This window comes from Acinetobacter sp. ANC 3882 (assembly GCF_022549545.1).
Lineage (GTDB): Bacteria > Pseudomonadota > Gammaproteobacteria > Pseudomonadales > Moraxellaceae > Acinetobacter.
Genome location: NZ_JAKZGB010000004.1, coordinates 310,439 through 335,621, shown reverse-complemented (window position 1 = coordinate 335,621; position 25,183 = coordinate 310,439). Strand labels below are relative to the sequence as shown.

Here is a 25,183-nt window from a genome sequence, read left to right as displayed (position 1 = left end):
CTAGACAGCTTTAAGCCATTTCAAAAATCGGTTGCATGAAAACCGATTTTTTTCATTTTTATAAACAGAATCAACTTATCGCATATCCCAAAATTCAAATGATCTTCATGTCATCATTCATTCACTTAGGCTTCTCATACTGCAAAAACTCCACCTCACCAAATAAATGAGATGCCAATATGTCGCAGTTTATTCAAAGCCGTCGCCGTTTCTTGATTAATAGTGGGAAATTGGCTGTCGGTGTTGCATCCTTCTCAACACTAGCTGCCTGTGGTCTGAGTGACAATAAAGCTCCTGCTATTATTCTTCCAGATAATCTTAGACCCCAATTTCCCTCAGGCATTCAAATTGGTGATGTCCGTAATGGCAATGCAACGATTTGGGCACAAGCAGATCGGGCTGCCAAACTACGCGTAGAATATGACTTTACTGATCGCTTTAAACAACCCAAAATTGTAACAGGTCCAGTCGTCACTGAAGCCAGCGACTTTACTGGTCGAATTAACCTGACGGGTTTACCAAATGATCAGCATATATTTTTGCGGGTTAGCTTTGAGGATGCAACCCAAAATAATGCAATCAGCGAAGCCTATATGGGCAACTTTCGTACCACGACAACAGGTACATCCCCTATTCGTTTTGTTTGGGGTGGTGACGTCGTGGGGCAAGGTTGGGGCATTAATCCAGACATAGGAGGCATGAAAATTTGGGAAACGATGCGCCTGCGCCAACCCGACTTTTTTCTTCATAGTGGTGATACCATTTATGCGGATGGTCCGCTCCAAAGCACTGTGACTCTACAATCAGGGCAATCATTAAAACCTGATGAGGTACGCGTCTGGAAAAATATTGTCACTGAAGAAGTCAGTAAAGTTGCGGAAAGCTTAAAGGAGTTCCGCGGTCGTTATCGTTATAATTTTATGGATGAAAACTTACGAAAATTTGCTGCTGAAGTACCACAAATCTGGCAATGGGATGATCATGAAATTACCAATAATTGGTCCTCGACTAAAGACCTCAGCAAAAATAATGCTTATACCGAAAAAAATATCAATACGCTTAGTCAACGCGGTAAACAGGCATTTTTAGAATACTCTCCTATGTCTTGGACAAGCGAAGCACTCAGTGATCAACGTATTTACCGTAAAATCAGCCATGGCCCATTATTAGAGGTCTTTGTACTCGATATGCGTTCGTATCGTGGAGGAAATAGCACCAATCTACAAACCAGTTTAAATGCAAACTCAGCATTTCTAGGCGAAGCACAAGTGAATTGGTTGGTTAATGAATTGTCAAATTCAAAAGCTGTATGGAAAGTGATTGCCGCAGATATGCCTATCGGCTTAAATGTGCAAGATAACTTTGGCGCGGCTGACAGTATTTCCAAAACTTGGGAAGCAATTGCGAATGGAAACAATGGTGCGCCTCTTGGCCGTGAACTGGAAATCGCAGGGTTACTGGGTCGTATTAAAGCAGTAAAAAACATCATATGGTTAACAGCCGATGTCCACTATTGTGCTGCACATTATTATGATAATACTCAAGCTCAATTCACTGATTTTTCCCCTTTTTGGGAATTTGTAGCAGGTCCTTTAAATGCAGGAACTTTTGGTCCTAATGAAATGGATACAACTTTCGGTGGACAAGTCATATTTAAAAAAACACCACCTGCGGGTAAAGCAAATCTCTCGCCTTTAGATGGCTATCAGTTTTTTGGTGAAGTCAATATTGATCCACAAACTAAATCCTTAAAAGTCGAATTTTTTAATCTGGACGGTATTTCCCAATATACTCAAGTGTTAACAGCCGTATTGAGTTAAAAACTCAAGCCATAAAAACTTAGATAATGGAACAGCCCAATAAAAAAAACCCAATGTCTCCATTGGGGTTTTTTAAAGATTAAAATCTAACGAATTACGCTAAACCTTTCTCTTTTAAAACTTGCAACATTGTAGAACCAAGCTCAGCTGGGCTACGAGTGTAAGCCATTCCCGCGCGTTCAAACGCAGCGAATTTCTCTTCAGCAGTACCTTGACCACCAGAAATGATCGCACCAGCGTGACCCATACGCTTACCTTTAGGTGCAGTTACACCAGCAATGTAACCGACTACAGGCTTAGTCACGTTAGATTTGATGAATTCAGCAGCTTCTTCTTCCGCTGTACCACCGATCTCACCGATCATGATGATTGCATCAGTATCTGGATCGTCTTGGAACAATTGAAGTGCTTCGATCTGGTTCATACCTGGGATTGGGTCACCACCAATACCGATACAAGTAGATTGACCTAAACCAAGCTTAGTTGTTTGAGCAACTGCTTCATAAGTCAATGTACCTGAACGCGAGATGATACCAATACGACCTGGTTGGTGGATGTGACCTGGCATAATACCAATCTTACATTCACCTGGAGTGATCACGCCTGGGCAGTTAGGACCAACTAAACGAGTACCGTTACCGTTAGTTTCTAAGTAGCGTTTTGCTTTAAGCATATCGATAGTTGGAACACCTTCAGTGATCACAACAATCAGGCCAACACCGGAATCAACCGCTTCAACGATTGAGTCTAAAACGAACGGAGCTGGTACATAGATTACAGATGCATCAGCATTTGTTTCACGTACAGCTTCTTTCATTGTGTTGAATACTGGTAAGTCAAGGTGAGTTGTACCACCTTTACCTGGAGTAACACCACCAACAACTTTTGTACCGTAGTCTAAAGCTTGTGCAGAGTGGAAAGTACCGTTTTTACCAGTAAAACCTTGTACCAATACTTTAGTGTCTTTATTAATTAATACGCTCATGATTGATACTCCTTACGCTTTAACTGCAGCTACAACTTTTTCTGCGGCATCAGATAAACCGTTCGCAGAAATTAATTTCAAACCTGATTCATCAAGTAATTTAGCACCTAACTCAGCGTTGTTACCTTCTAAACGGACAACAACTGGTACAGTTACATTTACTTCTTGAACCGCTGCAATAATCGCTTCAGCAATCATGTCACAACGTACGATACCACCGAAGATGTTGATTAAAACACCTTGAACAGAAGTATCAGCAAGGATGATTTTGAACGCTTCGATTACGCGCTCTTTCGTTGCACCGCCACCAACGTCAAGGAAGTTTGCAGGCTGGCCACCATAAAGTTTGATGATGTCCATAGTCGCCATTGCAAGACCAGCACCATTCACCATACAACCGATGTTACCTTCTAAAGCAACATAGTTAAGGTCAAATTCAGATGCTTTTAATTCACGCTCATTCTCTTGAGATTTGTCACGTAAAGCAGCAACTTTAGGTAAACGGTAAAGCGCGTTAGAGTCGATACCGACTTTCGCATCTACACATAAAATATCGCCATTTTCACGAACTGAAAGTGGGTTAATTTCAAATAATGCAAAGTCATTTTCAACAAATGCTTGGTAAGCAGCAGCCATAATTTTTACAAATTGGCTGATTTGTTTGTCTTTCAAACCTAAAGCAAACGCAACTTCACGTGCTTGGAATGGTTGTAAGCCAACAAGTGGATCAACTTCAACTTTGATAATTTTTTCTGGAGTTTCTTCTGCAACTTTCTCGATTTCTACACCACCTTCGGTAGAAGCCATGAAAGTAATACGACGGCTAGAACGGTCTACAACCGCGCCCAAATAAAGCTCACGCTCAACTGGGTAAACGTCTTCAGCAACGATAATGCTGTTAACTGGCTGACCATTTGCATCTGTTTGATACGTTACAAGACGAGTACCAATGATGTTGTTTGCAAATTCAATAACATCTTCTTTAGATTTTGCAACTTTAACGCCACCAGCCTTACCACGACCACCAGCATGAACTTGCGCTTTCATTACAGCGAATTTACCACCAAGCTGTTCAAATGCAGCAACTGCTTCGTCTGCATTTGTTGCCAAGATACCTTCTTGTACTGGCATGCCATATTCTTTCAATAACGCTTTAGCTTGATACTCATGTAAGTTCATTTAGTTACCTACTATGTTGTTTGTAGTGATACAGCCTTGATCTTCTTAAAATCAGACTGCTACATATTGAATAAATGATTGCCTAAATAAGACAATCATCATCATTCAAAAAAAGTGTGGCGAACCACACTTTATATTTATTTACGCTTACGTTGAATCGCGTGGATTGCACGACCGTCAACAGAAAGCGCTGCTTCATGTACAACTTCAGAGAAAGTCGGGTGACCGAAAGTCATCAATTGTAAATCTTCAACAGAAGATACAAACTCAAGTGCAATCATACCTTGATGTACGATGTCAGATGCATTTGGACCCACAACGTGCATACCTAAAAGACGATCTGTTTTCGCATCAGCAACGAATTTCACAAAACCGGCAGTGTCACCAGCAGCCAAGGCACGACCATTCACCGCAAACGGGAATTGACCTGCTTTAACTTCATGACCTTTTTCAGCTGCTTGTTCTTCAGTTAAACCAACCCAAGCTGCTTCTGGGTGTGTGTAAATAACGCTGATGATCGTGTCATAGTTCACTTGAGCTGCGTGACCGTGAATACGTTCAACAGCCATTACGCCCTCTTCCATTGCTTTATGTGCAAGCATTGGACCGCGTACCAAGTCACCAATCGCGTAAACACCTTCTACAGATGTTTGACATTGGTCATTTACATCAACCAAACCACGCTCAGTCAATTTAATGCCTGAATCTTCAGCTAATAAACCTTCTGCATATGCTTTACGGCCTACACAAACGATAAGCTTGTCAAAAACTTGTTCTTTGTCTTCGCCAGCTTGGTTGTATTTAACCGTTACTTCTTGACCATTGGTTGCAGCGCCAGAAACTTTCGCACCGATACGGATATCTAAACCTTGTTTTTTCAAGATTTTTTGATATTCCTTCGCCAAAGCTTTATCAGCCATTGGTAAGAATGCATCTAATGCCTCAAATACAACAACTTCTGAACCAAGACGACGCCATACCGAGCCAAGCTCTAAACCGATCACACCCGCACCGATCACACCAAGACGTTTAGGAACTTCTTGGAATTTCAACGCGCCAGTAGAGTCAACAATTAAGTCTTCATCAACAGGTGCTACTGGAATATTTACAGGTACAGAACCCGTTGCAAGAATCACGTACTTCGGTTCTAAAACCTGTACATCACCTTCAAACGGTGTGAATTCTACTTTTTTACCTGCAAGTAATTTACCAGTACCTTGTAACCACTCGATACCATTACCTTTCAGTAATTGAGCAACACCACCAGTCAATTGATCTACAACTTTGTCTTTACGTGCTAACAAAGTGTCTAAATCAAATTTAACTTCACCCGTCGTAATACCGTGTTCAGCAAGTTCGTGGATAGTTGCTTCGTAGCGATGAGAAGAGTCAAGCAATGCTTTAGAAGGGATACAACCCACATTTAAACACGTACCACCTAGAGATGGCTTACCGTTGTGAATACGTTTTTCGATACAAGCAACTTTAAAACCAAGTTGAGCTGCACGAATTGCCGCTTCATAACCACCTGGTCCACCGCCAATAACAACAAGATCAAACTGTTGAGACATTTTTATCTCCATTTTAATCTCCCCTAAGCTCTCTTTGAAAAAGAAGAGCAATTTCCACAAATCTTAAACCGTATATGACTCGTGAAAGTCCCCCTTTTGTTAAGGGGGATTTAGGGGGATTCTTAAGTAATAAGTTATAGGTCAAGAATAAGTTTAGCAGGCTCTTCTAACAATTCTTTGATTGTTACCAAGAAACCTACAGCTTCTTTACCATCGATTAAACGGTGGTCATAAGAAAGAGCTAAATACATCATTGGTAAGATTTCAACTTGACCATTTACAGCCATTGGACGCTCTTGGATTTTGTGCATACCCAAAATTGCCGTTTGTGGCGTATTTAAAATTGGTGTTGAAAGCAATGAACCGAAAGTACCGCCATTGGTAATCGTGAACGTACCGCCAGTCATGTCTTCGATACCTAATTTACCGTCACGCGCTTTATAAGCGTAATCACGGATACCGTTTTCCACTTCTGCATAGTTCATGCGGTCAGTATCACGAAGGACTGGCACAACTAAGCCACGCTCACTCGATACAGCAACACCGATGTCATAGAAACCGTGATAAACAATATCATCACCATCAATAGAACCATTCACTGCTGGGTAGCGTTTTAATGCTTCAGTCGCTGCTTTAACAAAGAAAGACATAAAGCCTAAACGAGCACCATGACGTTTTTCGAAAGCATCTTTATATTGCTTACGCATTTCCATGATTGGCTTCATGTTAACTTCGTTAAACGTTGTTAACATTGCAGTTTGTTGTGTAGCAGCCAATAAACGCTCAGCAACACGCTTACGTAAACGTGTCATCGGAACACGTTTCTCAATACGCTCGCCTACAGCAACACTTAATGGTTGAACTGATGCAGCAGGTTTAGCTTGATGACCAGCAACATCTTCTTTAGTGATGCGACCGCCACGGCCTGTACCTTGTACGTCAGCAGCATTGATACCTGTTTCAGATAATGCTTTGCGAACTGCAGGCGCTTGGTTTTGATCAACCGCTTGAGTTGATGCAGCCGCTGGCGCAGAAGCAGCAGGAGCCGCCGCCGCTGGTGCAGCAGCTTCAGGAGCAGCTGCAGAAACAGCACCAGCTTCGAATTGAGCAATCACTTCGTCAGAAAGAACGGTGTCGCCTTCATCTTTGATGATTGCAACTAAGCTACCATCAGCTGGAGCAACCACTTCTAAAACAACTTTATCGGTTTCAATGTCACAGATCACTTCATCACGTGATACAGGTTCACCTACTTTCTTGTGCCAAGTTGCGATCGTACCGTCAGCAACTGACTCTGGAAATACCGGTGCTTTAATTTCGGTTGCCATTATTTAGAATCTCCTGATTGTTCAACTTCAATCGCAAGTGCGTCATTGATAAGCTGAGCTTGTTGTTTTGCATGCAAGTATGGCGAGCCACAAGCAGGTGCGGCAGATGCTTCACGACCAGCATAGCTAATACGGATTTGTTTACCAGATTTAAGAACATCTTCATACAAACGAGGAACGATGAATAACCAAGCGCCTTGGTTTTTCGGCTCTTCTTGTGTCCAAACAAGTTCTTGAATGTTTGGATAAGCAGCCATGACTTCAGCTAGGCGTTGCTCTGGGTATGGGTACAATTGTTCTACACGAACGATCGCAATATGGTTTAAACCAAGTTCACGACGTTTTTCGAGTAAATCGTAATAAACCTTACCACCACAAAGCACTAAACGAGTCACATCAGCTTTGTTGATTTGATCAATTTCATCGATCACAGTTTGGAATGAACCGTTTGCTAATTCATCTAACGTTGAAGTCGCAAGTTTATGACGTAATAACGATTTTGGTGACATTACAATCATTGGCTTACGAATCGGACGAACTGCTTGACGACGTAACGCATGGAAAATTTGCGCTGGTGTTGTCGGTGTCATCACTTGCATGTTGTCTTCAGCACATAGCTGTAAGAAACGCTCTAAACGTGCAGATGAATGCTCTGGACCTTGACCTTCATAACCGTGCGGTAACAACATGGTTAGACCACAAACACGCTCCCACTTGGTTTCACCCGAAGCGATAAACTGGTCAATCACCACTTGCGCACAGTTTGCGAAGTCACCAAATTGCGCTTCCCAAACGATCAAGCTTTTTGGCAATGTCGTTGAATAACCATATTCAAATGCAAGCACTGCTTCTTCTGACAATAAAGAGTCATAGACTGCAGTACGTGGCTGATTCTCTTTGATATGGCAAAGTGGAATATAAACAGAACCATCAACTTGGTTATGTAATTTGGCATGACGGTGCGAGAATGTACCACGACCTACGTCTTCACCTGTGATACGAACCAAGAAGCCATCATCAAGTAAGGTTGCATATGCTAAAGTTTCAGCAGCACCCCAGTTAAGTGGCATTTCACCTGTTTGCATTTTCACACGATCATCGATCACTTTCTGAACCTGACGCTGCAATACAAAACCTTCTGGTAATGTATTCATCGTTTTACCAAGTTCTTTCAGACGCTCGATATCAACTGTCGTGTCCCAAATATCTGTATATTCGTGGCCCAAATAAGGCGCCCAATCGACAAACATTTTTTTGTTCGGTTCACGAACAAGTGCATTGGCAACGTGATTACCCGCTTCTAAGTCAGAACGATAACCTTCAACCATTGCATCGGCACTAGCGCGATCAAGGATTTGTTGTTGAACCAATTGATCTGCATACAAGGTACGCGTAGTCGCTTTCTTGTTGATCACTTGATACATCATTGGTTGCGTTGCAGATGGTTCATCCGCTTCGTTATGACCGCGACGACGGTAGCAGAACAAATCTAAGATGACATCTTTACGGAATTCATGACGGAAATCATGCGCGATTTGAGTTGCAAAAATAACAGCTTCTGGATCATCACCATTCACATGGAAAATCGGAGACTGAATCATTTTTGCCACGTCAGTACAGTATTCTGTAGAACGTGTATCGCGTGGATCAGATGTGGTGAAACCCACTTGGTTATTAATCACAATATGAACGGTACCGCCCACTGTGTAACCACGAGTTTGTGACATTTGGAAGGTTTCTTGGTTGACACCTTGACCTGCAAATGCAGCATCACCATGTACGATCACAGGAAGTACGTCATCACCGCCAATGTCTTTACGACGTACTTGACGTGCACGAACTGAACCTTCGACCACTGGACCAACAATTTCCAAGTGTGATGGGTTAAACGCTAATGCTAAGTGAACTTCGCCACCTGGAGTCATTACGTTTGAAGAGAAGCCTTGGTGATACTTAACGTCACCAGAACCTTTCTTATGGATACTTTTTCCTTCAAACTCACCAAAAAGGTCAGCCGGGTTTTTACCCATAATGTTGACAAGAAGGTTGAGACGACCACGGTGTGGCATACCAATCACAACTTCTTTACAACCAACACTACCTGCACGTTGAATGATTTCATTCATCATTGGAATAAAAGACTCACCGCCCTCTACACCAAAACGTTTCGCACCAACGAATTTATTACCAAGATACTTTTCTAAGCCTTCTGCCGCAGTTAAGCGCTCTAAAAAGCCTTTTTTCTGATCATTGGTATAATTGAATTTACCGCGGACACCTTCTAAACGTTGCTGAATCCAACGCTTTTCTTTGGTATCAACGATATGCATGTATTCTGCACCAATTGAACCGCAGTAAGTTGCTTCCATGGCTTCTACCATTTCAGACAATGTTGCTTCTGCTTTTCCAATTGCGAGGTTGCCTGTATTAAATACAGTATCGAGATCTGATTTAGTTAAACCGTGCGCAGATAAATCGAGGTCAGGAACGTCTTCGCGTTTCGCAAGACCTAATGGATCGAGTTTAGCTTTTTGATGACCACGGTTACGATAAGCAGCGATTAATTGTAAAACACCAATTTGACGACGCTCATGCTCTGTGCTTACAGTGCTTTGTACAACAGGTTGAACTCGGTTTGCATTACGACCCAAAAGGAGGAATTGCTCGCGCACACTGCCGTGTGGTTGATCACCTTTAGGGTATTTATCGAAATATTCACGCCAATCCTCTGACACTGAGGTTGGAGAAGTTAGGTACTGTTCGTATAGCTCTTCAATATACGCTGCACTATCAGCGGAAAGTTCAGTGTCAAGACGCGAAGCGTCAGCAACTTCTTGCATTTTTGGACCCATTTCCTATTGCAAAAAATAATACAGGCTGCCTTTTAAGCACACCCATGATTCATAGTGTCAAATTGGTAACAAGACACTACTACCCAAGATCATCCAACCTTGAGACATTATTACTACACATCAGGAGTATTCCCTTTGATGTAACAAATGAGCTACACACCTTCAATTCAAGGCATATAACTCATTCTTCATACTCGATGAAATCGAGCAATTTTTTGCAAATCATTTTAGAAAAATTAACTGGATTTTTAACTTTTCTAAATTGACTTTTTCAATAAAACCTGTACAAATCTTCAAGACACGATTCTGAGATAAGCTCAAGAATCTGCTTATTTTTTGATTCCAGTTGTGGCAGAAATCCTAACATGTTCTCAAGCTTGGATTGATTTTTTTGACACATACCACCCATAAAGCAGCGAAATACACACATCAAATTATATTCTAATATACCGCCCTTTTGATAAAAGTTGCACTCTGATTGATCAAAAATAAACATTCTCTACAAATCTTGCACAAATCCCACGCAGTTCGATCAAAAACAAACCAACATATCGATTTATATGATTTTATTTAACAGCAAAATCTATAAATATTTAAGGTCGAATTTCTAAAATTCAAGCCTGATGTTTTTAAGCAAACATTTTTTAACCAATCGGTACCAATAATACTAAAAGCAAAAAAGGAGGCCCTTTTCGAAGCCTCCTTTTTTTGTTGCTTAGAAAACTAGATTAACCAGCTTGATCTAACAACATATTACGAATGTGACCAATTGCCTTTGTCGGGTTTAAACCTTTAGGACATACAGATACACAGTTCATGATTCCCTTACAACGGAACAAAGAGAATGGATCGTCTAAACGAGCCAAACGCTCTTGTGTTGCCGTATCACGAGAGTCAATGATAAAGCGGTATGCATTTAACAATGCAGATGGTCCAAGGAACTTATCTGGGTTCCACCAGAATGATGGGCATGAAGTTGAACAACATGCACAAAGAATACATTCATATAGACCATCTAAGTGTTCACGTTCTGCTTGAGACTGCAAACGCTCTTTCGCTGGTGCTGGCTGATTGTTGATCAAGAACGGCTGAATCTTGTCATATTGATCATAGAACTGGTTCATGTCTACAACCAAGTCTTTTACTACTGGTAAACCAGGTAAAGGACGGATCACAATCTTCTCTGGTAAATCGTTCAAGTTCCACAAGCACGCTAAACCATTTTTACCATTGATGTTCACACCATCCGAACCACAAATGCCTTCACGGCAAGAGCGACGGAATGTTAATGACTCATCTTGTACTTTCAACGCAAGTAACGCATCAAGCAACATACGGTGCTTATCGGTTAACTCGAGTTTATAAGTTTGCATGTACGGCGCTTTATCCTTATCAGGATCATAGCGGTAGATTTCGAATGTACGAGTGCCTCTACTCATCTTTGTTCTCCCGATTAGAATGTACGTGGTTTAGGTTCAATTGCTTCAACCGTTAATGGTGTGAAACGTACTGGCTTATATTCAAGACGGTTGTCTGATGAATACCATAATGTATGTTTCATCCACTCATCATCACGGCGACCGTAAGAATAAGTTGGGTGATCAGGTGCTAACTCATAGTCAACAACTGTATGCGCACCACGACATTCTTTACGTGCAGCAGCAGAAATCAAAGTCGCCTTCGCTACCTCATACAAGTTTTCAACTTCTAATGCTTCAACACGTGCTGTGTTGAATACTCTAGATTTGTCTTTCAAATGAATGTTACGAACACGTGGTTCAATCGCAAGAATTTCTTTTACGCCTTTATCAAGCAATGCTTGAGTACGGAATACACCAGCGTGATCTTGCACGATGTCACGGATAGCATCAGCCACTTCTTGCGCGTTTTCGCCAGTCGCTGAATCATCTAATTTACGTACACGCTCCAACGTATTAACCAATACATCTGTTGGAAGCGGTGCATAGTCATCACCATGATGTTTAGTCACATAATCGATGATATGCTCACCCGCTGCTTTACCAAATACAACAAGGTCAAGCAATGAGTTTGTACCCAAACGGTTTGCACCATGTACAGATACGCAAGAACATTCGCCAATTGCGTAGAAACCTTTTACAGGTTTTACATAATCACGTGTACCTTTATATGTGTACTCTTTGGTGTCTTTGTCATAGTGAGCAGAGAATTCACCTTCTTCTACACCATGCGGTACAACCACTTGACCGTGAATATTCGTTGGAATACCACCCATTTGATAATGGATTGTTGGTACAACTGGAATTGGCTCTTTGGTACAGTCAACGTTTGCGAATTTCTTACCAATCTCAAATACAGACGGAAGACGCTTCATAATCGTTTCAGCACCCAAGTGAGTCATATCTAACAAGATATAATCCGCCTTAGGACCACAACCACGACCTTCTTTAATTTCTTGGTCCATTGAGCGTGATACGAAGTCACGTGGTGCCAAGTCTTTTAAAGTTGGTGCATAACGTTCCATGAATGGTTCGCCGTCTTTGTTACGAAGGATACCACCTTCACCACGACAACCTTCAGTTAACAATACGCCTGCGCCCGCAACACCCGTTGGGTGGAATTGCCAGAATTCCATATCTTGTAATGGAATACCTGCACGAGCAGCCATACCAAGACCGTCACCAGTGTTGATATAAGCATTGGTTGATGCACGATACACACGACCAGCACCACCGGTAGCAAACAAAGTCGCTTTCGCTTGGAATACGGCGATGTTACCCGTTTCTTGGTCGATCGCTGTAACACCAAGAACATCACCCGCTTCATTACGGATCAAGTCTAATGCAATCCACTCAACGTAGAATTGGGTGCCCATTTTCACGTTGCTTTGATACAAGGTATGCAATAACGCGTGACCTGTACGGTCAGCAGCAGCACATGCACGTGGAACAGCTTTTTCACCGTAGTTTGCAGAGTGACCACCGAATGGACGCTGATAGATCGTACCATCTTCGTTACGGTCAAAAGGCATACCAAGGTGTTCAAGCTCATATACAACTTTTGGCGCTTCACGTGTCATGAACTCGATTGCGTCCTGATCGCCTAACCAGTCAGAACCTTTAACCGTGTCATAAAAGTGATAATGCCAATTATCTTCTTGCATGTTACCTAACGACGCACCAATACCACCTTGAGCAGCAACTGTATGCGAACGTGTTGGGAATACTTTGGTTAATACTGCAACTTTTAAACCTGCTTGAGCAAGTTGATAAGCAGCACGCATACCAGAACCACCACCACCAACGATAACTGCATCGAAAGTGAGGTTTTGAATATTTGAATAATCTTCTTGAGGGTTAATTGCGCCCATGATCTCTTCCTATCAATTTGCCCAGAAAATCTGGATACCCCAGATTGCGTACACGAACACTGAAATAATGACAGCAGAAGTGAGTACAAGGCGTAAACCTGAAGCTGAAGGGCCCATTTGACGAGTCGTTACATAATCAGTAAAGACTTGCCACATACCAATCCAAGCGTGTGCAACGAGCGATAACACTGCTAATAAAGAGAAAATCTTCATTGGCAAAGTCAGCATAAAGCCAGCCCACTGTTCATAACCAAATCCGCTATTGCAAAGGATCCAGCCAAACAAAACCACAGTGTAAGCAGCCAACACTACAGCACTAATACGTTGGATATACCAATCGCGAGAACCTGAACCTGTTAAACCTGTAGCACTTTTCATCAGAACATAATCCATACGAATGCTGCGACAATACCAACCGCAGACAAGATCAATGAAACTGTAGCAGCGATACGACCGCTTTGAAGTTCTTCAGCAAAACCGAGGTCAGCAAGTAAATGCTTAACACCTGCGATCAAGTGAAAAATCAAGCCAGCTACAAATACCCATACGATGAAACGTACACAGATATTTCCGAAAACGACATTTTTAACGTAGTCAAATCCTTCTGGAGAAGATAAAGACTTATCCAAGATCCATAAAAGAACTGCAACCAATAAGAAAACGATTACACCTGATAGACGGTGTAGAATTGAGGCAATAGCCACGGGCGAGCGTAAATTTACCGCTAATACCTGACCCATGGACAAATTGACAGGTCTGTTGCTTTTCACAGCGGGCATCCTGTAGGTAGAAACTCCATCCGGAGTTTGTTTGACTTAATTCAAAGGAAAGCTGGCATTGTTAGGCAAGCACAGCACATGCCTAACCTATATAACGACACCGAATTATAAAACGTGAAATATCAAAATACAAACAATCAACTTTCGCTTTAGTCGAAAAAAACTTTAAATAAGAATCATTCACACGCATAATAACGGCGCCAAATCCAACAAATTCCGACAAAAATAACTATCTAATTGTTTTGTAATAATAAAAATAAAATACTATTTTTTATAGATCATATTTAATTTTATAAATTCTTTTCTTTATATTTATTCAAAAACAGCTTTTCTGGCTTTAAATCGGCATAATTTCGCAATGTGATACATAGTCAAAAATAATAGTCCTCATTTATATTTTAAATATCGTAAATTGATAATCTATTTTTATCCTTCAATTACCCAAAATCAACGAGTCATTTTTTATACAATTAATCGCACCATAACAGGTCAATAATGTTGCTCAAAACAACCTTTTTTCTGTGTTTTTGAATGATCGTTTAATATCAAACAACGGGAAATATAAGGGTTTCAGCAATGATAAGTATTTATTTTATAAGCAGCACCCTCTCCTCCAAGTAAAAATTTACTTACAATTGGACTGATGCTTCATTTTTTTTATGCACCTGAAACTTGATTTGACATATTATACTCGACCGGTGCTGTGATTTTACTCAGTTTTTTCTTCGATACTGAATGACTAATTGACTGTAGCAACGTCATTTTTTATCCCTAAGTATAATTGACAAAATTTTAGTAACCACTAATCTTATAGCAAATTTTGACACCGTCTGATTCGCACATGACAAGATTAGTATTTCGAGTCAGATAATCATTCACCAGGACAGGAGATCTATTGAATGTCTGCAGCAACTGGCAAAAAAGCCGTATTACAGCTTGATGGCAAAGAAATTGAATTACCAATTTACAGCGGCACATTAGGCCCAGATGTAATTGACGTTAAAGATGTATTGGCATCAGGTCACTTTACTTTCGATCCTGGTTTTATGGCGACAGCTGCTTGCGAATCTAAGATCACATTCATTGATGGTGACAAAGGTGTTTTATTACACCGTGGTTATCCAATTGATCAATTAGCGACTCAAGCAGACTACTTAGAAACTTGCTATTTATTGTTAAATGGCGAGCTTCCAAATGCTGAACAGAAAGCAGAATTTGACGCTAAAGTACGTAACCATACTATGGTTCATGATCAAGTAAGCCGTTTCTTCAATGGTTTCCGTCGTGATGCTCATCCTATGGCTATAATGGTTGGTGTTGTTGGTGCATTATCTGCGTTCTATCACAACGGTTTAGACATCGAAGATGTAAACCACCGTGAAATTACTGCAATTCGCTTAATCGCGAAAATTCCTACGCTTGCAGCGTGGAGCTACAAATATACAGTAGGTCAACCATTCATTTACCCACGTAATGACTTAGGTTATGCAGAAAACTTCCTACACATGATGTTTGCTACACCTGCTGACCGTGATTATCAAGTCAACCCAGTTCTTGCTCGTGCAATGGATCGTATCTTTACGCTTCATGCTGACCACGAACAAAATGCGTCTACTTCTACAGTTCGCCTTGCTGGTTCTACTGGCGCAAACCCGTATGCATGTATCTCTGCTGGTATCTCAGCACTTTGGGGACCTGCTCACGGTGGTGCAAACGAAGCTGTACTTAAAATGTTAGATGAAATTGGTAGCGTAGAAAACGTTGCTGAATTCATGGAAAAAGTGAAGCGCAAAGAAGTTAAACTCATGGGCTTCGGTCACCGTGTTTACAAAAACTTCGACCCACGTGCGAAAGTCATGAAAGAAACATGTGACGAAGTTCTTGCAGCATTAGGCATCAACGATCCACAATTGCAACTTGCAATGGAACTTGAGCGTATTGCACTGAACGACCCGTACTTCGTTGAGCGTAAGCTTTACCCGAACGTAGACTTCTATTCAGGTATCATCTTAAAAGCGATTGGTATCCCAACTGGCATGTTTACTGTAATTTTCGCGCTTGCACGTACAGTTGGTTGGATCAGCCACTGGTTAGAAATGCACAGCGGTCCTTACAAGATCGGTCGTCCACGTCAGCTTTATACAGGTTCGACGCAACGCGACATCAAACGTTAATTTCTATTGGCGTTGATAAAAAAGGATGCTTCTGCATCCTTTTTTTGTTTTATCGGTTATGCTCTTAAAAGAAAATTTAAACAATATTGTTTTTGCATAACTAACTTACCGAGCCAATGATAAAAAGATCCGCTGTTGTAATGCAGCTCACACTGCCCGTCTTTCAAATGAAAATTGCATCCTTTACGCTATTTTTATTGATGATCATACTGATTTGGGCTGTTCTCGTTTATTTGACTTATGATTTAAGTCTTTATTACTTTTATCAATTACTTCCCTTCTTCGCCCAATTACTGAATATTGCTTTGATGTTTGGTTTATTGATACCGATTGTGTATCTGTATAACCAGCTTTATCAGAAGTACTTTAAACGCTCGATCACGCTTAAACTGTATCAACAAGGCATCTCACTAGATAGCTCTACTCAAGCTAATTTTTTCAGTTGGCAAGAGCTGATTCAAATACAACTGCAACAGCGGCATACTCAAATCCACAGTTTCAATCTCTTGAGTAAAAGCAAACCCTATCGACAGTATTTTTATTTTAATTCATGGATGTGGCCTGCCACGTTAACCCAGCAACATTGTGAGTTTTTATCATTCTGGAAAAAACTGGAAGCTCTGGCAAAGCAACAACAGTTACAACGTGTCAGTAACTCAAATATCAATAAGAAAACCCATGTTGACATCATCAGTTTGATTGCAGATCAACAAGCGCTCGCTGCTTATCAAAGAAAACAGAAATGGCTTACTACAGGACTCATCCTTGTTATTTTAACCAGTTTCAGTCTTTTTATAGCCTCTCTACTCTGGCATGAGTTTAACGATGGCAGCATCAACTTACCCCATCAACAAACACAGTCGATCTCTGGGACAAATTTTGAAACTTTCCAGAATCAGGTCTATATTTTCAAGCAAGGCCAAGGCACATTTTTACTGCCTCAAGTCAGCGCTGATCAATTTACTGGTTTAGCTTTGAGCAACCTCCCAAACCGTGCCGATGAGCTGTATAGCAATGTTGGTAAAACAGCACAACATGTTTACTGGCAAGACCATATCTTGTCTCGGCTAAACCCTGCGCAAACGCTTTATTTAGGCAATGACTTTAGCAAAGATCAGCAACGGGTTTACTTTCGAGATAAACACTTGGTCAACGCGAATGCGGCTGACTTTGCAGCAGTATTGCACCCCACTTTCAATGCATTGGTCTATTTTTATGCAAAAGATGATCGACATGTCTATTACAAAACACAGGTCTTAACAGATTTAAATCCACAACAGAGCACAGCTTTTCCAAATAACAGCCAATATATTCATGATCAACAGTATGTTTATTATCAAGATAAAAAGTTAGACAAGCTAAACGCTCAACAGACTCAAATTTTTAGCGGCAGTAATCGTTTTAGTCAGAACATCAACCTAGCAACAGACGGTCAATCTTTTTATTTAAATGAACATGCACTCCCCAACATTGCTGTGCATAAGCTTTGGGGGACTACATCAGTCGATACAGCACATTTGCAAATGATTGGTCATCAAAGTAACGAACCCTACCCTGGAAATTTCGGCTATCTTTTTGCAGATCAGCAACAGATTTATGTTTATGATGAGTTTTATCAACAACTCAAAGTACTCTATCGCTTCTCCCAACCTGTGCAGCTACATGTTCTGGAGGATCGCCGTTTTAGTGATGGAAAGAATATTTACATCATCACTGAAAAACTCTATCGAACCAAAGGACGTTCTTCTGGAACCACCACGCATGGCTTCAAAATCAGCCTCATGCGTGAAACGGATCAGCGCATCCTAGCCCAATATTTCGCACGAAACCCAAGCTCACTGAAACTATCTGAGCTATTTCATCACAATAACAGTGCTTCGCAGGAGGAGATTGACTAGATCTTTTTTAATAACCATCAACTCATCAAAGTGAATAGATACAAAAGTGAATAGATCAGCTACTTTATTAAATCTCGTCTTCTTCCAATTCTAAAGCGCGTAACAAAGTATTGCTGATACCATCCGCACGTAACCATGCCAGCTCATAACTCGCTTTCGCCAAAGCCAATACACGACGCTCAAACTCATCCCAGATGGGTTTAACTTGCGCATCAGTGATTCCAAGACCGCTCTCATGCGCCAAATGCTTATTCTTCTCACAAATCTTTAAAGCGTGGTACAGCTTACGCCCCTTACTGGCGTTATCTAATACCCTCGTGCGCTTATTCTGAATAAAGCCCTCAATATGCTGTAGATTTGCATGAGGCAGCAAAGGAACAAGAATTTGATCGAGTTGTGCATCTAAGCGCTTCCAGACCATTAACCTTTGCTCTGCCGTATAAGTATTCCACTGAATCACTTCATGATTAAAACGACGACAGCCACGACAGACCAGATCACCAAATACCGTTGAACAGCGCCCTGCACATGGGGTCAATGATGGAATTCGACGATCATTACTCAAAACCAACTCCTATAAAACCATATTTATTTTATGGTTTTCTCGCTTATTTTCAGATTTCGCGCTAAAATGTGCGCCTAATTTTTCTATCTTAATACATTTGGAGTTATCCATGAACGCTACTGTAGAACAGCTTGCACCTGTAGAACAGCAAGCGACCAATAATTGGGTTGTTGCGGCACTATATCAATTTAAAGAAGTTTCAGATGCAGCGGACCTGCAACAACGTCTTTTGGACTTAGTGAATAGCATCAATTTATGTGGAACTCTAATTGTAGCCTCTGAAGGAATTAACGGTACGGTTGCAGGCGATCGTGCCGCAATTGATTCAGTTCATCAATTCCTTTTGAACGAAGGTTTTAACGCAATGGAATATAAAGAGTCTGAAAGCTCTGAAAAACCATTCCGTAAAATGAAAATTAAACTTAAAAATGAAATTGTAACTTTAGGTGTAGAAGTGAAGCCGCGTGATTTAGTCGGCCACTATCTTGATCCTAAACAATGGAATGAGCTAATTAGTCGTGATGATGTGATCCTCATCGATACCCGTAATGATTATGAATACAAAGCGGGTACATTCAAGGGTGCAGTCGATCCTAAAACAGAGTCATTCCGTGAATTTCCTGAATATGTAAAACAAAATCTTGAACAACATAAAGATAAAAAAATTGCGATGTTCTGTACGGGTGGTATCCGTTGTGAAAAATCAACCTCACTGCTTTTACAAGAAGGCTTTAATGAAGTCTATCACCTCAAAGGTGGCATTCTTAAATACCTTGAAGAAACCCCTGCGGAAGAAAGTATGTGGGAAGGTGAATGCTTCGTTTTTGATGGCCGTACTGCGGTTACACACGGCGTTGAAGAAGGTGAAAACATCAAGTGTCATGCTTGCGGTTGGCCACTGACCAAAGTTGAAGCTGAACTAACCAGTTATGAACACGGTGTTTCTTGTGTTTACTGTATTGACAAAACCACGGACAAGCAAAAAGCAGGCTTCCGTATGCGCCAATCACAAATTGCAGCTGCAAAACGCAAACGCCTGTAAGCTGAAGAAAACTATATTAAAAGCCATAGTTCAACTATGGCTTTTTTATTGAGATGATAAAAATGATGTAACGATTCGACTATTGAGCATTGCATCAACTACCACTATGCTAAAAAACAATAATCAAATGAATCATATAAGGGCATTATGGGACTGGAAGAGTGGGTTCTATCCGCCACGGAAAAACTTGGGTATTTAGGTATCGCATTATTGATGTTTCTCGATAATGTCTTCCCCCCTATTCCCTCTGAAATCATCATGCCTACAGCGGGCTATACTGCATCAAAAGGCGAGCTCACCCTCATCGGTGTCATTATTGCGGGCAGTGTCGGTTCGATTCTCGCAGCGATGCTGCTGTACTGGGTAGGACGAAAAGTTCCGCAGCAACGTCTGTTTAATTTCATAGAGCGTTATGGAAAATACTTACGTATTCAGGTGGCCGACCTAGAAAAAGCCTTAACGTGGTTTAACAAGCATGGGCATCGCATTGTTTTCTTCGGGCGAATGATTCCAGCGGTTCGTTCTTTAATTAGCATTCCTGCTGGTATGAGTAGAATGCCTTTTGCAAAGTTTATGTTTTATAGCATTGCAGGCACCGTGATCTGGACCAGCTTTTTAGCCTATCTCGGCTTTCATTTCAGCGAAAATCAGGCCTTAATGAGCGCAATCATGCAGCGTATCAGCTACCTGATTTTAGCAATTGTCATTCTCTACATTGCATGGTGGGCCTTGAAAAAGTTTTATCTTGTGAAATCAGAGCAGAAATAACAAACTACGGCTGTACAAACTGCATTGTCATTCAATATTTACTTGCTCTGATCAAGCAAAGCCTAACTGGCTCTTTTGCATTTCATCTCTAAGCCAATCCCTGAGCAGTAATTTTCTTACATCATTTTCAAAGGGCTGAGCTGACAATAGATAATAAGATGAACCATCTGCATAGACAGGTGTTAATGTGGTTAACATTTGATACTGAATCTCCCTTTCAACCATGTAAGCTGAAACTACAGTCGCACCTAAGCCAGCCAAACATGCCTCTATACACAAATAAAAATGCTCAAGCGTAGATTGCTGGAAATCATTAAATTGTTCTGAGTGGCGACTTCTAAACTGTCGCCATAATTTTGCTCTCGACTTGGAAATAAACATCTGAGTTGCTGAAGATTGATGCTGGCTGGCTGTCACACATAACATCTGTTCATCGGCTATTTTTTCGCTATAGATCGCTTCTCCCCAAGCAAAATCATCTCGCCTTAAAGCCAGATCGATGTTTTGTGTTTTAAAATCCACAGCACCACCGCCCGTTAACAAACTGACCTCAAACTCTGGATATAGCTGTTTAAAATGCACCAACCGAGGAATCAGCCATTTCATCGCAATGGTCGGCTCACAGGAAAGAACAAGATTTCGTTGCGCCTGTGTATGTTGTGTTAACTGCAATAAACATTGATCAATCTGCTGAAAAACCTGCTGACAGCAATCAAATAAGGCCTCACCCTCAGGAGTTAAGCTTAACTTTCTCGTTTCTCGGATAAATAAGGCAAAACCCAAGCTTTCTTCTAAATTTTTAAGCTGCTTGCTCACTGCTCCTTGAGTCACATACAGTTTTTCGGCAGCTATCGTCATACTCTCATAACGTGCCACATAATAAAAAAACTTAAGTGAATTCAAATACAAACGCTCTATCATTCCAAAAACTCATGCATAGACAAGAATTAATTTCGATTTTAAATATAACAAATATATGAAAAATATAACAATTATTATAGAGATCAATTTAGGAATAGATGAGTGAATGAAATTATAATGGTGGGCTTAGTCACTGTACTAGCCGTGATCAGCCCAGGTGCTGACTTTGCTCTAGTGACCCGGAACAGCTATCTCTATGGTCGAAATCTAGGGTTGTATACTGCTTATGGTATTGCTTGTGGTGTATGGGTCCATATTAGCTATAGTTTGATTGGACTCACTTTCTTACAACAATATCTGCCGAGTTTAATTCACCTGATCCAATATCTTGGCGCCAGTTATTTAATTTATATCGGCTATAAGACCTTTACTCAACCACCAGTTAATTTAGATGTGAAAAGCCTAGAGACAACCCACTGGCAAGCATTCAAACAGGGCTTTTTCACCAATAGCTTAAACCCCAAAACTACACTCTTTGTAATGAGTATTTTTGTACAAATCATGGCACCAGAAAACAACAGCGTGAAGCTATTCGTCTACAGCGTTTTCATGTCGGGAACTCATCTACTGTGGTTTGCCCTTATTGCCCTGTTCTGTTCTACCCCTATGATTCGAAATAAAATTCTAGCCAAACAAATCCGCATCAATCAAAGTATTGGTGTGGTCTTGGCTGGATTAGGACTGAGTTTATTGTTTACTACGTTTTAAACCATTTACTTCAAAGAAACTTAAAGCAAAAGATTCAGAGATAAAAAAACGTCCTCGCGGGACGTTTTAATATTGAAGCTGCTATGCGATACGTGAGCCACCCTTGCAGTAGCTCGACATTTCAATCACGCTGGTGTGTGATACATGAGATAAAGTTCATTTAAATTATTTGGAATTTCTTCCGCTAATTCATCCATCAACTGACCATTACGGCGGAATGATTCCATTTGCGGATCTTCTTCATCAATGCCGCTGAACACCATTACAGGTAGTGTTAAATCAATCAATTGCTCTTCGAACTCGGGTGCAAACCATGCATCTTCATTTAAGAACATTGCATCGACAAAACCGACACTCCAATCACCAAGACTAGACTCTACACTCGCTTCTTCGATTTCAAATGGAAATTCGATTCCATTTTCATTCGCTAAATCTTGGCGAATAGAATCTAACCATGCATGGATTTGTTCAATAATTTCAGCAGGTAATTTCTTTTGGTTGCTCTCAAAAAGCTCATCCAACCAACGATCAAATTTTGGTCCAACCGCAATCGCACACAAAAAGCCATGAGTCGCTGCGAAATCTAGACCATATTCGTTTTGATCACCGTCAAGATAATTACTTAATAAGTCTAAATCTAACGTGCTCATTCTTTATCCAATTTCAAAAATACATCGGCAACAGCATAACATTTTCAGGCGCAAAGTCTCAGCAATTTTGCTTAGTCTTCGTCACCAAGGTCATCGTCGTCGAAATCGTAATCAAAATCTTTTAATTCTCGCTCTAAACGACGTTGAGCCAACAGATCATCGATCAACCGGCGTTTTTCTAATGATTCTTTGGCAGTAATTTTTCCAGATGACTCATCAAAACCTGCATCATCTTCGCCATAGTTATCATCATCTAATTCAAAATCTGTAGAAGACACTAAGTACCTCTAATGAAAAAATATAAATGGGTCTAGCCGCTATTTATCGGTCTTAGCCAACCTTGTCAAGTTTTATTTGTTTTTTTTGCTATAAAATGATGTTTTGTACTTTTTTTCATCAGTTTTTTTGTGTATTTATAATCTAAGGACAACAGCAATCAAAAAAGTCCTACAAGAGGGATCAACAGCTTGAAAAATTATGACTTAACCCCATATTCAAGAAACGAAGGTGAAAACAAAGCTATTTTTATTTTAAAGTTAACGGATCGAATCCAAAACATTCATCGTGAATTGTGCTATCATGCACGGTTTTTCACCGCCCCAGATTCAACAAAAGAGTAAGCAAAGATGAGCGATATGAATTCCCCTACTTCGCAAGTAGCGGCTCTGATTAGCCGAGGCAAAGAGCAAGGTTATTTAACTTACGCTGAGGTTAACGATCATCTACCAGACTCAATTACGGAAAGTGAGCAGATTGAAGACATCATTCAGATGCTTCAAGACGTTGGTATTCCAGTGCATGAACGTGCGCCAGAAACTGACGACACCATGTTTGGTGAATCAACTGAAGCAGCCGATGAGGTTGCTGAAGAAGAAGCTGCTGCCGTATTAGCATCGGTTGAAAGTGAGCCTGGTCGTACCACTGACCCTGTGCGTATGTATATGCGTGAAATGGGTACGGTTGAACTTCTTACGCGTGAAGGCGAAATTAGCATTGCAAAACGTATCGAAGAAGGTATTCGTGACGTTTTACATTCGATTGCTTACTGGCCAAATGCGGTTGAAGTTGTTTTACAAGAATATAATGACTTTTTAACAGGTGAGCGTCGTCTTGCCGATATTCTATCTGGCTATTTAGATCCAGAATCTGATGAAGAAATTCCTGAAGTTCTTGAAGAAGAAACTGAGCTTGAAGAGGAAGATGAAAAATCTCCAGCTAAAGCAAAAGATGTCAAACTGGATGATGATGACGAAGAAGAAGAGTCTGAAGGTGATGATGATTCTGAAGGCGATTCAGGTCCAGATCCTGAAATTGCAAAAGCACGTTTCACCGAGCTAGAAAACGCTTGGAATGAGACCAAAGCCATCATCGCAAAACATGGCCGTAACAGTGCTGAAGCGAATGCTGCACTTGAGTCGCTTGCTGCTGTCTTCATGATGTTCAAATTCACACCTCGTTTATTTGAAATCATTTCAGAAATGATCCGTGGTACACATGAGCAAATCCGTTCAAACGAACGTGAAATTATGCGTTATGCCGTACGTCGTGGTCGTATGGATCGCAATCAATTCCGTCTCACCTTCCCTGAGCAAGAATCAAATCTAGCTTGGTTAGATGAGCAAATTGCAAAAGCACCTGCTGAAACCAAAGGTCATTTAGAAAAAGTTCGCCCTGATGTATTGGCATTCCAACAAAAGATTGCTGACATCGAGAAAGATCTTGGTCTAAACGTTAAAGATATCAAAGATATCTCTAAACGTATGACGGTTGGTGAAGCAAAAGCACGTCGTGCCAAGAAAGAGATGGTTGAGGCAAACTTACGTTTGGTAATTTCGATTGCGAAGAAATACACCAACCGTGGCTTACAATTCCTCGATCTGATCCAAGAAGGTAACATCGGTTTGATGAAGGCCGTAGACAAGTTTGAATACCGTCGTGGTTATAAATTCTCGACCTATGCAACTTGGTGGATTCGTCAGGCGATCACACGTTCGATTGCAGACCAAGCACGTACCATTCGTATTCCAGTACACATGATTGAGACCATCAACAAAATCAACCGTGTTTCTCGTCAACTTCTTCAAGAAATGGGTCGTGAACCTACTCCTGAGGAATTGGGTGAGCGTCTGGAAATGGACGAAGTTAAAGTTCGTAAAGTACTTAAAATCGCAAAAGAACCAATTTCGATGGAAACACCGATTGGTGATGATGAAGATTCGCATCTTGGTGACTTCATTGAAGATGGCAACATCACGTCTCCAATTGATGCTGCAACTTCAGAAGGCTTAAAAGAAGCCACTCGTGAAGTACTTGAAAACTTAACCGAACGTGAAGCGAAAGTATTGAAAATGCGTTTTGGTATTGATATGCCAACCGATCATACTTTAGAAGAAGTAGGCAAACAGTTTGACGTAACACGTGAACGTATTCGTCAGATTGAAGCGAAAGCGTTGCGTAAACTTCGCCACCCTTCTCGCTCAGAACACCTACGTTCATTCTTGGAAAATGACTAATATTTGGGAAATCTTAAGTGAGGGTTAAAGCCCTTAGTGAAGACTTGAAGTTCAACACTTCATCCCCATTTATGTATTAGA

20 protein-coding genes are annotated in these 25,183 nt (G+C 40.9%); 7 read left to right on the top strand and 13 right to left on the bottom strand.

The annotated features are described in order from the left end of the window. The first annotated feature begins 179 nt into the window (after positions 1 to 179). Entirely contained in the window at positions 180 to 1,820 is a 1,641-nt protein-coding gene (locus tag MMO42_RS10840) for an alkaline phosphatase D family protein (RefSeq protein WP_241320529.1), read from the top strand. 94 nt (positions 1,821 to 1,914) lie between these two features. Here the strand turns inward: MMO42_RS10840 and sucD are convergent, their stop codons facing one another. The 9 genes from sucD to sdhC form a co-directional block, all read right to left on the bottom strand. Next, positions 1,915 to 2,805, bottom strand: coding sequence for a succinate--CoA ligase subunit alpha (gene sucD, locus MMO42_RS10835; RefSeq protein WP_003655479.1), 891 nt, complete (start codon positions 2,803 to 2,805; stop codon positions 1,915 to 1,917). Positions 2,806 to 2,817: 12 nt separating this feature from the next. After that, positions 2,818 to 3,984: an ADP-forming succinate--CoA ligase subunit beta gene (sucC, locus tag MMO42_RS10830; RefSeq protein WP_003655470.1), complete on the bottom strand. Its 1,167-nt coding sequence runs from the start codon at positions 3,982 to 3,984 to the stop codon at positions 2,818 to 2,820. 137 nt (positions 3,985 to 4,121) lie between these two features. Then, a complete protein-coding gene (gene lpdA, locus MMO42_RS10825; RefSeq protein ID WP_241320528.1) occupies positions 4,122 to 5,555 on the bottom strand; it encodes a dihydrolipoyl dehydrogenase in 1,434 nt (477 codons plus the stop codon). A 134-nt stretch (positions 5,556 to 5,689) separates the two neighbouring features. After that, a complete protein-coding gene (gene odhB, locus MMO42_RS10820) occupies positions 5,690 to 6,883 on the bottom strand; it encodes a 2-oxoglutarate dehydrogenase complex dihydrolipoyllysine-residue succinyltransferase (protein ID WP_005296275.1) in 1,194 nt (397 codons plus the stop codon). Beyond that, positions 6,883 to 9,723: a 2-oxoglutarate dehydrogenase E1 component gene (locus MMO42_RS10815; RefSeq protein WP_241320527.1), complete on the bottom strand. Its 2,841-nt coding sequence runs from the start codon at positions 9,721 to 9,723 to the stop codon at positions 6,883 to 6,885. The genes odhB and MMO42_RS10815 overlap by 1 nt, the downstream gene beginning before the upstream one ends. Before the next feature lie 740 nt (positions 9,724 to 10,463). Further along, on the bottom strand, positions 10,464 to 11,174 hold the full coding sequence (locus tag MMO42_RS10805; RefSeq protein WP_005296281.1) for a succinate dehydrogenase iron-sulfur subunit: 711 nt from the start codon (positions 11,172 to 11,174) through the stop codon (positions 10,464 to 10,466). 14 nt (positions 11,175 to 11,188) lie between these two features. Then, on the bottom strand, positions 11,189 to 13,084 hold the full coding sequence (sdhA, locus tag MMO42_RS10800; RefSeq protein WP_005296283.1) for a succinate dehydrogenase flavoprotein subunit: 1,896 nt from the start codon (positions 13,082 to 13,084) through the stop codon (positions 11,189 to 11,191). A 12-nt stretch (positions 13,085 to 13,096) separates the two neighbouring features. Further along, positions 13,097 to 13,462, bottom strand: coding sequence for a succinate dehydrogenase, hydrophobic membrane anchor protein (gene sdhD / locus MMO42_RS10795; RefSeq protein ID WP_005296285.1), 366 nt, complete (start codon positions 13,460 to 13,462; stop codon positions 13,097 to 13,099). Beyond that, positions 13,462 to 13,863: a succinate dehydrogenase, cytochrome b556 subunit gene (sdhC, locus tag MMO42_RS10790; RefSeq protein ID WP_050560056.1), complete on the bottom strand. Its 402-nt coding sequence runs from the start codon at positions 13,861 to 13,863 to the stop codon at positions 13,462 to 13,464. Before sdhC ends, sdhD begins: the two co-directional genes overlap by 1 nt. An 899-nt stretch (positions 13,864 to 14,762) precedes the next feature. Between sdhC and gltA the strand changes: the two genes are divergently transcribed. Further along, complete coding sequence (gene gltA / locus MMO42_RS10785; protein ID WP_005208483.1) at positions 14,763 to 16,037, top strand: citrate synthase; 1,275 nt, start codon at positions 14,763 to 14,765, stop codon at positions 16,035 to 16,037. A gap of 116 nt (positions 16,038 to 16,153) precedes the next feature. Beyond that, entirely contained in the window at positions 16,154 to 17,935 is a 1,782-nt protein-coding gene (locus MMO42_RS10780; RefSeq protein ID WP_241320526.1) for a DKNYY domain-containing protein, read from the top strand. Positions 17,936 to 18,002: 67 nt separating this feature from the next. Here MMO42_RS10780 and MMO42_RS10775 read toward each other — a convergent pair whose 3' ends face one another. Continuing rightward, entirely contained in the window at positions 18,003 to 18,500 is a 498-nt protein-coding gene (locus tag MMO42_RS10775; protein WP_241320525.1) for a DUF1289 domain-containing protein, read from the bottom strand. A 109-nt stretch (positions 18,501 to 18,609) separates the two neighbouring features. Between MMO42_RS10775 and MMO42_RS10770 the strand changes: the two genes are divergently transcribed. Continuing rightward, positions 18,610 to 19,542 carry a rhodanese-related sulfurtransferase gene (locus MMO42_RS10770; RefSeq protein ID WP_005296294.1) on the top strand — a complete coding sequence of 311 codons (933 nt, stop codon included), beginning with the start codon at positions 18,610 to 18,612 and terminating at the stop codon, positions 19,540 to 19,542. Positions 19,543 to 19,689: 147 nt separating this feature from the next. Continuing rightward, positions 19,690 to 20,310, top strand: a complete 621-nt coding sequence (locus MMO42_RS10765) for a DedA family protein (protein ID WP_241320524.1) — start codon at positions 19,690 to 19,692, stop codon at positions 20,308 to 20,310. Positions 20,311 to 20,361: 51 nt separating this feature from the next. Here MMO42_RS10765 and MMO42_RS10760 read toward each other — a convergent pair whose 3' ends face one another. Further along, positions 20,362 to 21,231, bottom strand: coding sequence for a LysR family transcriptional regulator (locus tag MMO42_RS10760; protein ID WP_241320523.1), 870 nt, complete (start codon positions 21,229 to 21,231; stop codon positions 20,362 to 20,364). Positions 21,232 to 21,333: 102 nt separating this feature from the next. Here MMO42_RS10760 and MMO42_RS10755 point away from each other — a divergent pair, with 102 nt between their 5' ends. Beyond that, positions 21,334 to 21,939, top strand: a complete 606-nt coding sequence (locus MMO42_RS10755; protein ID WP_241320522.1) for a LysE family translocator — start codon at positions 21,334 to 21,336, stop codon at positions 21,937 to 21,939. Between the two features lie 125 nt (positions 21,940 to 22,064). Here the strand turns inward: MMO42_RS10755 and MMO42_RS10750 are convergent, their stop codons facing one another. Beyond that, positions 22,065 to 22,589 (bottom strand): YecA family protein, encoded by a 525-nt coding sequence (locus tag MMO42_RS10750; protein ID WP_005150330.1) that lies wholly within the window; start codon positions 22,587 to 22,589, stop codon positions 22,065 to 22,067. A gap of 71 nt (positions 22,590 to 22,660) precedes the next feature. Beyond that, positions 22,661 to 22,867, bottom strand: a complete 207-nt coding sequence (locus tag MMO42_RS10745; protein WP_005150329.1) for a hypothetical protein — start codon at positions 22,865 to 22,867, stop codon at positions 22,661 to 22,663. Positions 22,868 to 23,215: 348 nt separating this feature from the next. On the opposite strand from MMO42_RS10745, the gene rpoD reads away from it, so the two are divergent. Beyond that, on the top strand, positions 23,216 to 25,102 hold the full coding sequence (rpoD, locus tag MMO42_RS10740; protein ID WP_241320521.1) for an RNA polymerase sigma factor RpoD: 1,887 nt from the start codon (positions 23,216 to 23,218) through the stop codon (positions 25,100 to 25,102). The last annotated feature ends 81 nt before the right edge of the window (positions 25,103 to 25,183 follow it).